This is a genomic window from Methylomonas sp. 2F7 (assembly GCF_057126975.1).
In genome coordinates, this window is record NZ_CP195203.1 from 1,849,246 (window position 1) to 1,862,107 (window position 12,862).

Below are 12,862 nucleotides of genomic sequence, written 5' to 3' on the forward strand. Positions count from 1 at the left end.
CGGCAAATTAATAAAACAAACTCAATTTGACGAACAATTGCCGCTCAGGGATAAAAGGGCTAAGTTGGGGGCCGCTGGCGTCGAATACGCTTTGGTAAACAAAGTTATTGTCGAACAGATTACGGCCTTCCAACGCTAGCGTACCCAATCTATTGGGAAGACGATAGCCCAGCAGGGCATCGAAAACCCAAAAACTCTCGCTGTCACCTGTAAATCTTGGCGCATTGGCGGGAAGGCCAGCTAAAAGCCTACTCGATGTGGCATGCTGATCTACAAAAGTGCCGGATAACTTGGCAAATAGCCCGGAGTTATGAAACAGGTTGATGGACAAAGGCACCTGATGCGAGGCGACACTACGCGGGTTCGATGGGTCTAGGCTATTCGTAAATTCGCGTTTGAATTTTTCGAAGCGATATTCGCTTTTTAAGGTTAGCCAATCGCTAGGCGACCAATAAAGGTAAGCCATGTGGGTGGCTTCATTCCGGCTAAATTGCGAGGAAATACTGTTAATCGTTTGCTGGCTGTCACGCCAAATAATTTCCCCTCCCATAAATAGATTATGTGTGGGTTTGTAGTCAATACCAGCTGCATATTGCCATGCGGCAGCACCATTATTCTCATCATAAAACTGATTGAAGCCCGCTACCTGCGTGGGTTCTATAGTTTGATTATTAGTTAGCGGTCTTTTGATGGTGCGGAAGGCAGCACTGCGTAAGGTCAGGTTTTGCGTGGGAGTCCAAATAAAGCCGACTTTAGGATTTAACTGATACTTTCTAAATGTGGCATCTTCGTAAGAGTCGTAACTTAGACCTAAAGTAGTGTTTAAGTTAGATGACAGCTTATATTTCAAATAACTGTAAATATTGAAATACTCTGTTTGCCATTCAGTAAGTCGAGAAAAGGTAAATAATGGACTGGTTGTTACGGAAAAAGGTGGTGTGCTTCTTCTTCCCAGGCTTCTGGATAAGGTGTCATTTTCGGAATTGATATAACCGGCACCACTGGTAATGTCGAAATCTTCATGATTAAAAATATACTGAAGCTCTGTTTGGTAGCTTTTAATGTTTAATATATTGTCGGTGAAACGGTTGAAGCTAATTGGACCAGCGACGGTTAATATTCGGTCGTTGATTTGGTTGTTGTAAGTCGTATAAAAAGAAGAAAAAAGTAAGTCTTGATGGTTGTCGATTCGGTAATGTCCACCAACTCGCACGGTGTCTTGTTCTATCAAATTTCGCTGGTTTAGCGCTTGCGTGCCATTCAACCGAAAAGGCGTATCCCCACTTCGGACATCCTCGGTCTTTAACTCCACCTGCACATTCAAATCCTGGGTGATGGCATACTGGGCAAATGCATTGTAGATGTCTTGTTTGTAATCGTCGTTTTGCCGAAAGCCGTCGGTTTGATAATGAAATTGCCCAAAACTCATCGATAGTTTATCGTACACGCCGGAGACGATGGCGTTATCGGTGAGAGTGTTGCGGCTGCCATAGGCGCCGTTCAAAACCATATGCGCGCCGTTGCCGGTGTACAAGGAATCGTATTCGTTCACCGATAGGCTACCTGGCCCGGTACTGTTAAGGATGCCAATATTTTCGCCGGTCAATTGCGGTTGTACCGGGGTGATATTGATCGGTTGCAGCAGTTGCGCCTGCAACAGCTCGCTGGCGCGGGCGACGCGGTAGCGCGGTTGACCGACGTAAGCATCCGAGAGAAAACGATGCGCCGACGGATCGGTGGCATCGTGCCCCAAGGACTTCCAGGCTTCCTTCAACGCCACCCGGCCAAAGCCCAGATCGTTATAAACACGGGCTAGGTTGGCGGAGCGGGCCGCGGCGTCTTCGTCCAGCAGCAATTTCGAGCGGTACACGCCACGGTTTTCGTTCAGTTCGATAGCCTGTTGCATGTCTCGCATTGCTTCGACTGGGCGATTCAAGGATTGCTTGCGCAGTGCATCGTAAAAATAGGGCGTGGGGTCTTTCGGATCGTGTTGCTTCGCCAAGTCAAATTGATCGCCAGCCAGCTCCGGGCGTTTTTCTTCGTAGTAGGCTTTGCCCAGATAGCTGCGTAACAAGGAATTGTTCGGGTCCAGAATAGCGGCAATTTCCAGGTCGCGGCGGCCGGCTTCCAAGTCGCCGCTACGGATTTTCGTTAGACCCAAACCTAGTCTCGGCAGCGGCGCTGTAGAGTCCAGCTGGATGGCGGATTCGAAATGGCGCATGGCTTGGGCAGTATCCACTCGAAATAAATGCGAAAAGCCCTGCACGGTTTGGGTTCTTTCCAAATTGGGGTCCAGCATAAAAGCCTTGGTTGCCGATTCTGCACTTTCTGAGCGCAAGCCCAGGGCCAGTTGCAGTTCGGACAGTCGCGCCCAAGTCATTGCGTCGTTAGGCGCTAGCTGACTGGCATGCTGCGCCGCAGCCAGGGCTTTTTCCAGTTCGAATCCGGCTTGTTGGCTGTAGGATAGCGCTGAGTACGCGGTCGCGGATTGCGGATTTACCGTCACCGCACGCTCGGCCAGATTCAGCGCGTCGGCTTTGCGATTTTGGGTCAGCGCCAGAATACTTTCCAGTGCTAAAGCGTCCGCGTCATTCGCATTGCTGGAGCGCAAGGCTTGAATATCCTGCATCGCCAACTGGCTTTGCCCGGCTGTGAGCCTGATTGCCGCGCGGGCTTTCAAAAACGCTGAAGACCGTTCAGCCGGCGGCGTCCGGTCCAAAGCGGTGAGCGCCAAATCGACCCGGCCTTGCCGATAATTCTGCATCGCGGCGCTTAGAGCAGGGGATAACGGCGCGTCGGACGCGGAATAGGGTAATAGTGGCGGGTAATACAAGGCCCAATTCACCGCGTCGGCGGGTTTAAGATCGATTTGCGCGCGGGGGGCCTGGCCCAGCAAGGTTTTTCCGGCTTCTCCGGCCTTTAGATGAATATCGCCGTAGGTATTGAAAAAGCGCACGGCGCCTTCGTAAACCCATAGTTCGGCGCTGGCATCGTCGGCGCGTAACGCAAACTCGGTGCCTTCCGGGCCGGCGTTGGCAATCGGAGTGGTGATTTGTAACTGTTTTGGGGTGCGGCTGATGAAATGCACAAAGCCTTTCAGCAAATCCACCAATGTGGTTTGATTGGGGGCGATGCCGTTTAAAGTGAGTACAGTGCCCTCGGCAAGGCGCAGCGTGATGCCGTTGGGTAGCAATAAGGATGCGCGGCTATACGCCTCAATCCGGATTCGACTGCCTTCACAAAGGCTTTGCTCCAACTGTGCTGGTTGCCATTGTCCCTTGGCGCCGGCGTCGTAAAACAAGGTGCCTTGCAGCGAAACCAGTTTGGCGGCTTTTTCCACGCTACAGCTTGTCGCGGTCGCATCGGTTTCCGCCAAACACATTGGCGCAAATAAAACCATGAAGCAAATCACAAGGCAGCGCATTTTATCTCCGAAAGATGTTTTTTTTCGGATGATAAAGTCTGAAACCCTAACTGATCAAGGTAATAATTAACTTTGCCCTAGATTTTCTTATTTTTGTCAATTGGCCCAATGTGCAGTAGCGATAATGTGTTGTCGATAATCGCTATACGCAGCTCACCATGAGGCTGGTGGGGTGGTTTCGATTCTGAGGGTTTTTTCGTCGACGCTGATGTAACCGCCTTTGGTTAGTTCTTTCATCACCTTGTTAATCATTTCCCGAGACGAACCCACCATCGTCGCCAGCTCTTGCTGAGTCGGGCGGTTATGAATCACATACACGTCGCCGTCTTTTTCCGCCATATCTTGCAGCACTTTAATGGTACGTTCGTAAACATTCGACAAGGCCATTTGTTTGACTTTCTCGGTCAGGAATCTGACTTTTTCAGCCAATACTTTAAGTAGGGCAATAGCCGCATCGGGGTGTAGTTTCAACCAGTGGATGAAATCGGTTTTGGCAATGACTGCACACACGGTTTTTTCCTGGGCTTCCACGGCGGCGGAACGGGGTTCGTCGCTGAGCAAGGCCAATTCGCCGAAATACGAGCCGGCTTCCTGAATCAATAAGGTTACTTCCTTGTCTTTGTCGTTACTGCCGAACACCCGCACCTTGCCGGACAAAATGACATACATAGAGCTGGTCTGGTCGCCCTCGGCGATAATCATCGCCTTTTTCGGGAATTTAATGACCTTGGCCCTTGCTGCCAAGGCCTCCAAAGCCTCCTCGGGCAAATCGGCGAGAAAGGGAATGTTGCTCAGACTGGCGATGACTTCTGCTTGCATGATGAGGCTATAACCGCTTGATTTAGTAGAGTGCCGCTTTCGATAACGGTCTGTTTGTATGTGACGCCTAGCTTACTAAGTTTGCGTCATGATAGTGAAGTATTTCACACATTGCCGGCCAATTAAATCACAGACATACCACTTTTGCGGCGAAAGTGGGAATAGCGCTCAACGCATTGGAGGGTGTCAACTTTGCAAAAGCCATCCCGCCAAGTGTCTGCCGCTTATGTCAAGTGTTTGCCAGTACGCAGCAAGGCCTCGAATTCCGATGCCGGTAATGGCTTGCTGAAGTAATAGCCTTGTATCTCGTCGCAGTGGTGTTCGCGTAGAAATTGGCAGTGTGGTTCGGTTTCGACGCCTTCGGCTATCACCTTGAACGCCAGGTTGTGCGCAAGTGCAATCACCGCCAAGACAATAGTGGCATCTTCCGGGTCGGTGAGCATGTCGCGGACGAAGGATTGATCAATTTTTAGGGTATCTACACGAAATCGTTTCAAATAGCTGAGGCTGGAATAGCCGGTACCGAAATCGTCTATGGACAGCTTCACGCCGGCGCTCCGGAGCTGGCTAAAAGTGGCGATGACCTTCTCGACATCCTCAGCGATCAAACTCTCGGTCAGTTCCAGTTCGAGTTGAGAGGCCGGCAGCCCGGTGGCTTGGAGCGTATTCATCACCCAACTGATCACATCCTGCTGTAGAAACTGGCGTGCGGATATGTTGACCGCCACACAGACCGGCGGCAAACCGGCGTCTGTCCAGGCTTTCGCCTGAGCGCAAGCCGCGCGCAACACCCAATCGCCTATGGGTACGATAAGCCCGGAGTCTTCGGCGATTGGAATGAACTGGGCTGGAGAGACCGCACCCATCTCGGGATGTTGCCAGCGCAGTAAGGCTTCGCAGCCGGAAATTTGCCCGTTTTTCAGGTTGACCTTGGGTTGGTAGGCCAGCTGAAACTGTCCTGCCGCCAACGCTTCCCGCAAGCGCGTTTCTATATTGACACGGCGCAGGGTTTCCTCGCTCATCTCGCGGGTGAAGAATTGACAGGTGTTGCGGCCTAGGTCCTTGGCGCGGTACATCGCTACGTCTGCGTTGTCGATCAGCGCCTCGGCGGTTTCGCCGTCCTGCGGGAACACGCTGACGCCAATACTGACGGACAAATGGATATTACGCCCCTGAACTAGAAGTGGACTATCAAGATTCTGGACCACTTTTTGGGCGAGGAAATAGGCATCGCTATCTTTGTTTAGATCAGTCAGCAAAATCAGAAATTCGTCACCGCCCAGGCGAGACACGGTATCGCCGTCCCTGATCAGGCTGCCTAGCCGTTCGGCGGCGACCTTCAATACCGCGTCGCCGAATGGATGGCCGTAGCCGTCGTTGACTACCTTGAAGCGATCCAAATCCAGATATAACAGTGCCAGCTGGCTACCGGCGCGGCGCGCGTGGGCGATGGCTTGAGCGATGCGGTCCTGGATCAGGTCGCGGTTAGGCAGGCCGGTCAGGCCGTCGTAGGTGGCCAGATAGCGAATCTGCAATTCGGCCTGTTTACGCGCGGTGATGTCCTGGATGGCACCTATCATCCGCACGCCGCGCCCCGTGTCGTCACAGAGCAATTGGCCTCGGTCAAACAAGTCGGCATAGCTGCCGTCCTTGCGCCGAAAACGGTATTCCTCAGACCAGGTTTTCTCGCTGCCGGCTACTGTGGCTTGAAGGTGTGCTACCACGCGGTCGCGGTCGTCGGGGTGAATGCGGCGGGCCCAGAAATCGAATGAAGGCAAAATCTCGTCAGCGGTGTAGCCGAACACAATTTGAAAGTTCTCGCTCCACCAGATGTCGTTGCTGGCGAAGTCCCAGTCCCACACGACATCTCCTGTCGCACGGGTTGCAGCGTGGAAGCGGGCTAAGCTTTCCCGCAACGCGGCATCCGCGCGTTGTCGTTCCGAGATGTCGTTTAGAAACAACGTACGGACTTCCAAGCCGTTGCGTCTAAAAGCCGCTACCCGCAATTCCGCGTCGAACACGCCTTGGGTGCCGAGAAATTGAAACGCGCCGGAATCCGTGGTGCTGAGGATCTCGGCCCAATCAGCGCGGCCGTCAGGAGCGAACACAGCATCGGTGATGTTTTTTCCAAGAATGTATTCACGCGCCAGGCCAAACAAACGTTCAGCGGCCGCGTTCCATTCTATAACGGCTAGTTGGTGATCCAGGCTAAAGATTGCGGTGTGAGTAGAGTCGAAAATAGCGCCTTTTAAGGCCAGAGAAGCGGCTTGCTGTTCTTTGGCTTCCAACAGTTGTTTAACGGCCACGGCCATGTGGTCGAGTGCTTCACCCAGAATTTGGGTTTCCCGGAATTCGTTCGTGGCGAAAGTGGCCGCCGCCGGGGCTTCCAGCTCGGTATGACTGATGCCGGCGACCCGGCGCTCCAGCGCCGCCAGCGGTTTGCCGAAACGCCGGGCCATACGCATCGAGACCAGCACCAGTCCCGCGGTAATTGCTACGCCCATACCGCCCACCTGATATAACTGGCGCCGTAGCATGTCCTCGATATACGACACTTTTCGCGAGGTAATGACCAACCAAGACATGCCGCCTTTCAGCGGCATGCGCCGGGCGGCAACCCAGCGTTGTTCACCTTCCACTAGCATGCGGTCTAGGAATAATTCGCCGGCGAAATTCAGCAAAGGGTTCAACTCGGCGGGCAAGGGCAGTGGTGCCCGGCCTACTTGCAGCGGATCGCCGATTAGGCGCGGAGCGGCTCCCAGCTCAAGGATCTGAAACTGGGAGTGATATTCCGTACCTATGGCGCGTAGAAAGCTATTCAAGGCCGGGATGTCGAAGTCGGCATCCAGAACGCCGATCAAACGACCGCCGGCATCTTTGAGCACTTTGCCGTAGCTGAAGCCCCACAAGGGCTCATTGCCTGTGAAAGGTGCCGCCCAGCGGTAAGCCGGAACCCAGGTGTCGCCGCTTGGACTGCGCAAAGCGGCTTCGTAGAACGCGTCGCTGCGGGGATCGTAGTGTTGGTTGTGCAGCTGTTGATGGAGCACGAATCCCTGCTCGGTCAATATGAACTTTCGCGCCAGCGGGCCTTCCGTGCGGTTGCCCGGGAATAGCCAAAGTAAAATCTCGCCATTTGCAGTGCGTTCCAACGCTCCGTATTCGCCTGACGCCGCCAGGGAGATGCCCAGGTAACTTAATTCCGGGCGCTGTTCGAATGCAGCCAGTGAATATTCCAGTGTCGATTGTAAAGTGGCGCCCGTTACCTCCGGGGCAATCGCGGCACGTTCAGCGGATTCGGCTGTCATCTCTGCCGCCCGGATCAAAGTCAGCAGGCGTTCGGTCGCGCGGTCCAGGGTTTCTTTCACTTCGCGCCGGGTGGTTTCCTCGGTGCTGGTGACGCTTTGCCAAGTCATTCCTACTAAAAGCGCCAGACCAAGCAACATCACCAAACCCACGATATTGGAAATTAAAACTCGGGTAAATGAGGGCGCAACGGCCTCAGGTAACACTGTTTGTTCCGCGGGTGAAGGCGTGTTTTTCATGGTTGTTTGGTCAATGGCTGTAGCTATGAACTGATCTTGTCAGCGTATTTCGGGCAGTATGCTGCGCAGCATTTAAATAAGCAAAAGCGGCTTGCAATGTCGTTCTAAACGATCTTGTATTTTGCCGGGAATACCATCTTATGCGGTCCAAGCGGCCCGGGTAGTGTGGCCGGGAATAAGCCTAAGCGGCAGCTGCCGACCAATTCGGCTATGAAAACCTACCAGTTTCTATAAACGTCGTCATTTGCATTAAAGATATTGCCATTCAAATCAGCCCTATTTATCCCTGGTGCCTCGTTCGGACTGAGCTTGTCGGAGCCTGAGCTGGTTGGTCTTTCGATAGACTCAGTACCGTGGCATTAAGGCGAACGTCATTTGAGGCCCGTATTAATAATTGTAGATGCTGAAGACGATCTTTAAATTTAGTCGGTGAAAAAGTTTCGCAATATACACATCCAGCCAAGTATCGCGTTTAGCGTAGCGGCAATAGCTGCACGAATGCCCGTCGAATGAAAAACTACCTGGATTCGCAGTGGAATTTGTCACAGCTTTCCTGGGTGGCGAACGCCTAAAGTATCAATACCCGCTCTAGTTCTCAAACCGGTAGATGGGGATGCGGCTGGCAAGCAATTTTGTCGGTATCGCAGTCGTTGGGCCGGCGGTGCGCCAGCCTCATAACTTTATTAAGGAGAAAGACAATGTCTGATAAATCCAAATTCGATCAAGACCTGAAAGTCTTGCCAGCAGAGGAATTAAATCGGGTGTCCGGCGGCTTGATTGGCTCGGATCAAGATTTAAGCCAATTTCCGCGCAAATTTTGGCCGGTCATCAATCCCGGCGCGTTCAACGTCAAAACCGTTGTAGCCAATCTCGTCGTGAGATAAGGCTTTTTTAAATTATTTAGGAGAACTGTCATGTCAAACAAAACCACTCGAATTTCTGCCGATGAATTATCCGTCTTTGCCGCGCAAGGCATAGAACGCGCTTTGCAAGCCCGCGAGGCTGCCGGTGTGGAATTGAATCAGGAACAACTGGATCAAGTTAGCGGCGGAGCCTCGTTAAGCTTGGTGCTGAATAAAGGGATTATCGCCGGTGGCCCCTGGTTTGATCAGTTTAGAGGATTGAATAACGTCATTACCAACCCAAGTGCCGGCGGTTTGGCCGGGGGCTTGGGCGGCCTGCAAGGAGCAACCCAGCTGGGTTGATAGGGCCATGACCTTGGAGAACCCAGTGTTATGTCCCAGCGCGCAGCCGGAATGGGAAGGTGCCCAAGTCATCGGCGTGATGACCGGCACCGCGGATAAGCCGGAAATGGCCTATCTGAGTGCCCCGCAACCGGTGACCGAGCAATTGCTCGAATTGGCTGGCCCTGTCAGTCCGGCGGAAGTATTCCGCTTTTCCGCGCCTTGTGCTTGCAGTGGATGCGGGCACTACGCGGAGGCGGAATCCAAATGCCGGCTGGCGGAAAAAGTCGTGCGTTTTACGCCGACAGTCACCGAGCAATTGCCGGTTTGCGCGATTCGTGCCGATTGTCGGTGGTGGCAACAGGAAGGCCGCTCGGCATGTTTTAGATGTCCGCAAGTGGTGACCAATAACCTCAAGCCGACCGAAGACATGCGGCGGGCGGCCGACTACGGTGTTCTCTGAGGGGTTTGGTCAGAATGTCAAAATGGTGAGAAGGAAACGGCGTTATGAAACATGAGTTATTTCGACAACAAGCCTTGGACTTTAAAAAAGACAAGCCCTTAGGGGAGGTTATTCACGTGGAATCCTTGTCGTTTGCCTTTCTCACCGCTTTAGCTGTCAGCAGCGCTTTGCTGCTGGTCGCCTTTGCCTTTTGGGGCGAATACACCCGAAAATCTCATGTGAACGGTTATTTGTCGCCGAGCATGGGTTTGATTAAGGTTTATGCGCCGCAGGCCGGCACCTTGATCGAAAAGCACGTACGCGAAGGGCAGGCCGTTAAAGCGGGCGACACTTTGTTCGTGTTATCGACAGAGATCAGTTCGCGGGAAACCCCGCAAGCCCAGGCGGCGGCGATTGAGCAATTGAAACAGCGGCGGGAAAGCCTGGAAACCGAGCTGGTGAAACAAGAGCAAATCGATCAGATTCAGTATCGTTCCGTGTTGGATAGACTGCATGGCATGCAGCGCGAATTGCAACAAGTGAATTCTGAGATAGCCACCCAGCAACAGCGCCTGGCCGGTGCCGCCGCGACCTCGCAGCGCTATCAACAACTATTGACCACGAAATTCGTTTCGGCGGTGCAAGCACAGCAAAAACAAGACGAATGGCTGGATCACCAAGCTAAGTTGCAAGCCTTGCAGCGGGTGCAAATGACTTTGCAGCGCGACATCCGCTCCGCACAGCTGGAAGCGGACAGTAGCCAGATGAAATTCAAAAACCAACGGGCGGCCATAGAACGAAATATTTCGACTTTGGCGCAAAACATTACCGAATCCGAATCGCGCCGCAACATTGTGATTACCGCGCCGCACGATGGCACCGTCACCACGATCCTGGCGGAGCAGGGGCAAAACGCCACGACTGCCAACCCCTTGCTGTCCATTCTGCCGCTGGGCGCCAAATTGCAAGCCCAATTATTGGTGCCGTCCAGCGCGGTGGGTTTTGTCGAGCAGGGCCAGACTGTATCGGTGCGTTATCAAGCCTTTCCCTATCAACGTTTCGGCAGTCATCAAGGCCGTATCGTTGAAATTGCCAAAACCTTGATTACCCCCAAAGAAGCCGATTTACCGGTGACGTTGCAAGAGCCGGTGTACCGGGTCACGGTGGAGATCGATAAACAAGCGGTGCAAGCGTATCGCCAGGACATTCCGCTGCAATCCGGCATGCTGCTGGACGCGGACATCTGGCTGGATCATCGCCGCCTGATCGAATGGGTATTCGATCCTCTTTACAGCATTCTAGGACGGGTTTAACCATGACTATGCAACACATCCTCGACTTTTCCGGCCGCAGAAAAACCCCGCTAATTCTGCAAACCGAAGCGGCCGAATGCGGTCTGGCCTGCCTGGCGATGGTCGCCAATTTTCATGGGCATCGGGTCGATTTAGCCAGCCTGCGGCAGAAGTTTTCCCTGTCGCTGAAAGGCTCGACCTTGAATCATCTGATCCAGATCGCCAACCAATTGCATTTGGGTTCGCGCCCGGTACGGGTAGATTTGAACGAACTGAGCAAACTTAGCTTGCCGGCTATTTTGCATTGGGATTTTAATCATTTCGTGGTGTTGACTCAGGTCAAGCGCGGCGTGGCAAAGATACACGATCCGGCCAAAGGCACCGTCCACTTGCCTTACACGGACGTGTCCAAACATTTCACCGGCATCGCCTTGGAATTGCAGCCCACCCAAGCCTTTACCGCAAAAACCGAACGTCAACAAATCAAGCTATCCCGCCTCATCGGCCAGTTAAACGGTGCCTCCAGCGCTACCTTGCAAATCATTTTATTGGCTGCGGCCATAGAAGTGTTTGCAATCGTAGCGCCTTTTTTTATGCAACTGGTGGTGGATAACGCGGTGGTTGCTAAGGACACGAATTTATTGACGGTGCTGGGTTTGGGGTTCTTGCTATTGGCCCTGATCCAGATCGGTATTACCGCACTGCGTTCCTGGGTGGTATTGGTGCTGAGTACTTCGGTTAACTTGCAGATGATGAGCAATCTGTTCGGGCATTTATTGCAGTTGCCGATGAATTTCTTCGAGAAGCGCCATTTGGGCGACATCGTCTCGCGCTTCGAATCCTTAAACGTGATTCAAAGAACCCTGACCACCAGCTTTCTGGAAGCCATCATCGACGGCGTGATGGCATTGGTTACCTTGGGCATGATGCTGGTGTACAGCTGGAAGTTGGCGGCCATTGTCAGCCTGGCCGCGCTGCTGTATGGGCTATTGCGCCTGGTTTCGTTTTCGCCGTTGCGGGCAGCCAGCGAAGAACAAATCCTGCGTGCCGCCAAGCAGCAAACCAATCTGTTGGAGACGGTGCGTGGCATGCAGAGTGTGAAGTTATTCAACCGGCAGTTGCAACGTCGGCACGGCTATCAAAATTTGATGGTTGATCATTTCAACGCCGGTATCCGTGTGCAAAAGCTCAATATCATTTACCGCGCGTTGAACAGCTTGTTGTTTGGGGTGGAAAACATCGCGGTGATTTGGCTGGGCGCTTTGTTCATTCTGGATGGAGGTTTTTCGGTGGGGATGCTGTTTGCCTTCATGTCCTTTAAAGATCAATTCACGCACAGGGTCGGTAGCTTCATCGAAAAAGGTATCGAATTCAAAATGCTGGGTTTGCATACCGAACGCGTCGCCGATATTGCCCTGGCCGAAGCCGAGGACGAGCATTTTAGTGGTGCCCGCCACGAACAATTGCCGGCATCCATTCAAATCCGCAATCTAGATTTCAGTTACGCACCGTCCGAGCCGCCGGTACTAAAAAATCTGAACCTAGACTTTGCGGAAGGCGAGTCGGTGGCGATTATCGGTCCCTCCGGTTACGGCAAAACCACACTGGCCAAATTGATCCTGGGTTTGTTACAGCCTAGCGCCGGTGAAATCCTGATCGGCGGCGTGCGCTTAAATCGTATCGATAGTCACGAATACCGCAATATGGTTGCAGCGGTCATGCAGGAAGATCAATTGTTCGCCGGCTCGATTGCCGACAATATCTGCTTCTTCGATCCGGAACCGGATCAAGCCTGGATCGAAACCTGCGCGCAACTGGCGGCTGTGCACCAGGATGTGATGACCATGCCCATGGGCTACAACACGCTGATAGGTGACATGGGCACCGTGTTGTCCGGCGGGCAGAAACAACGGGTGTTGCTGGCCCGGGCCTTATACAAACGCCCCAAAATTTTAGTGCTGGACGAAGCCACCAGTCATTTAGATGTGGCACGTGAAAAGTTGGTGAACGGCGCGGTGCAGCAACTGAAACTGACCCGCATCATCATCGCCCATCGTCCGGAGACCATTGCTTCGGTGGATAGGGTGATTGATTTGCAGGCCATCGCCGCACTTAGCGACAAGCACTATGTATCCCAGGCTGCTTAGATGTCATAAAAG

Annotated in this window: 8 protein-coding genes; 5 read left to right on the forward strand and 3 right to left on the reverse strand. The window is 53.0% G+C overall.

All coding sequences use genetic code 11. The features are described from left to right. Window positions 1-7 precede the first annotated feature (7 nt). The 3 genes from ACR64Q_RS08440 to ACR64Q_RS08450 all read right to left on the reverse strand — a co-directional run bounded on the left by ACR64Q_RS08440 (window position 8) and on the right by ACR64Q_RS08450 (window position 7,785). Entirely contained in the window at window positions 8-3,424 is a 3,417-nt protein-coding gene (locus ACR64Q_RS08440; protein ID WP_313734290.1) for a TonB-dependent receptor domain-containing protein, read from the reverse strand. Window positions 3,425-3,577: 153 nt separating this feature from the next. After that, on the reverse strand, window positions 3,578-4,243 hold the full coding sequence (locus ACR64Q_RS08445) for a Crp/Fnr family transcriptional regulator (RefSeq protein WP_205454193.1): 666 nt from the start codon (window positions 4,241-4,243) through the stop codon (window positions 3,578-3,580). A gap of 224 nt (window positions 4,244-4,467) precedes the next feature. Beyond that, window positions 4,468-7,785: a bifunctional diguanylate cyclase/phosphodiesterase gene (locus ACR64Q_RS08450; RefSeq protein ID WP_313734291.1), complete on the reverse strand. Its 3,318-nt coding sequence runs from the start codon at window positions 7,783-7,785 to the stop codon at window positions 4,468-4,470. A gap of 698 nt (window positions 7,786-8,483) precedes the next feature. Here ACR64Q_RS08450 and ACR64Q_RS08455 point away from each other — a divergent pair. From ACR64Q_RS08455 to ACR64Q_RS08475, 5 genes are read left to right on the forward strand one after another with little or no spacing between them, the layout of a single operon-like run. Continuing rightward, window positions 8,484-8,669 (forward strand): hypothetical protein, encoded by a 186-nt coding sequence (locus ACR64Q_RS08455; RefSeq protein ID WP_313734292.1) that lies wholly within the window; start codon window positions 8,484-8,486, stop codon window positions 8,667-8,669. A 30-nt stretch (window positions 8,670-8,699) separates the two neighbouring features. Continuing rightward, entirely contained in the window at window positions 8,700-8,990 is a 291-nt protein-coding gene (locus tag ACR64Q_RS08460; protein WP_313734294.1) for a hypothetical protein, read from the forward strand. 7 nt (window positions 8,991-8,997) lie between these two features. Then, window positions 8,998-9,432 (forward strand): nitrogen fixation protein, encoded by a 435-nt coding sequence (locus ACR64Q_RS08465; protein WP_313734296.1) that lies wholly within the window; start codon window positions 8,998-9,000, stop codon window positions 9,430-9,432. Window positions 9,433-9,476: 44 nt separating this feature from the next. Next, window positions 9,477-10,724 carry an HlyD family secretion protein gene (locus tag ACR64Q_RS08470; RefSeq protein ID WP_313734297.1) on the forward strand — a complete coding sequence of 416 codons (1,248 nt, stop codon included), beginning with the start codon at window positions 9,477-9,479 and terminating at the stop codon, window positions 10,722-10,724. Window positions 10,725-10,726: 2 nt separating this feature from the next. Continuing rightward, entirely contained in the window at window positions 10,727-12,850 is a 2,124-nt protein-coding gene (locus ACR64Q_RS08475) for a peptidase domain-containing ABC transporter (protein ID WP_313734298.1), read from the forward strand. Window positions 12,851-12,862 lie beyond the last annotated feature (12 nt).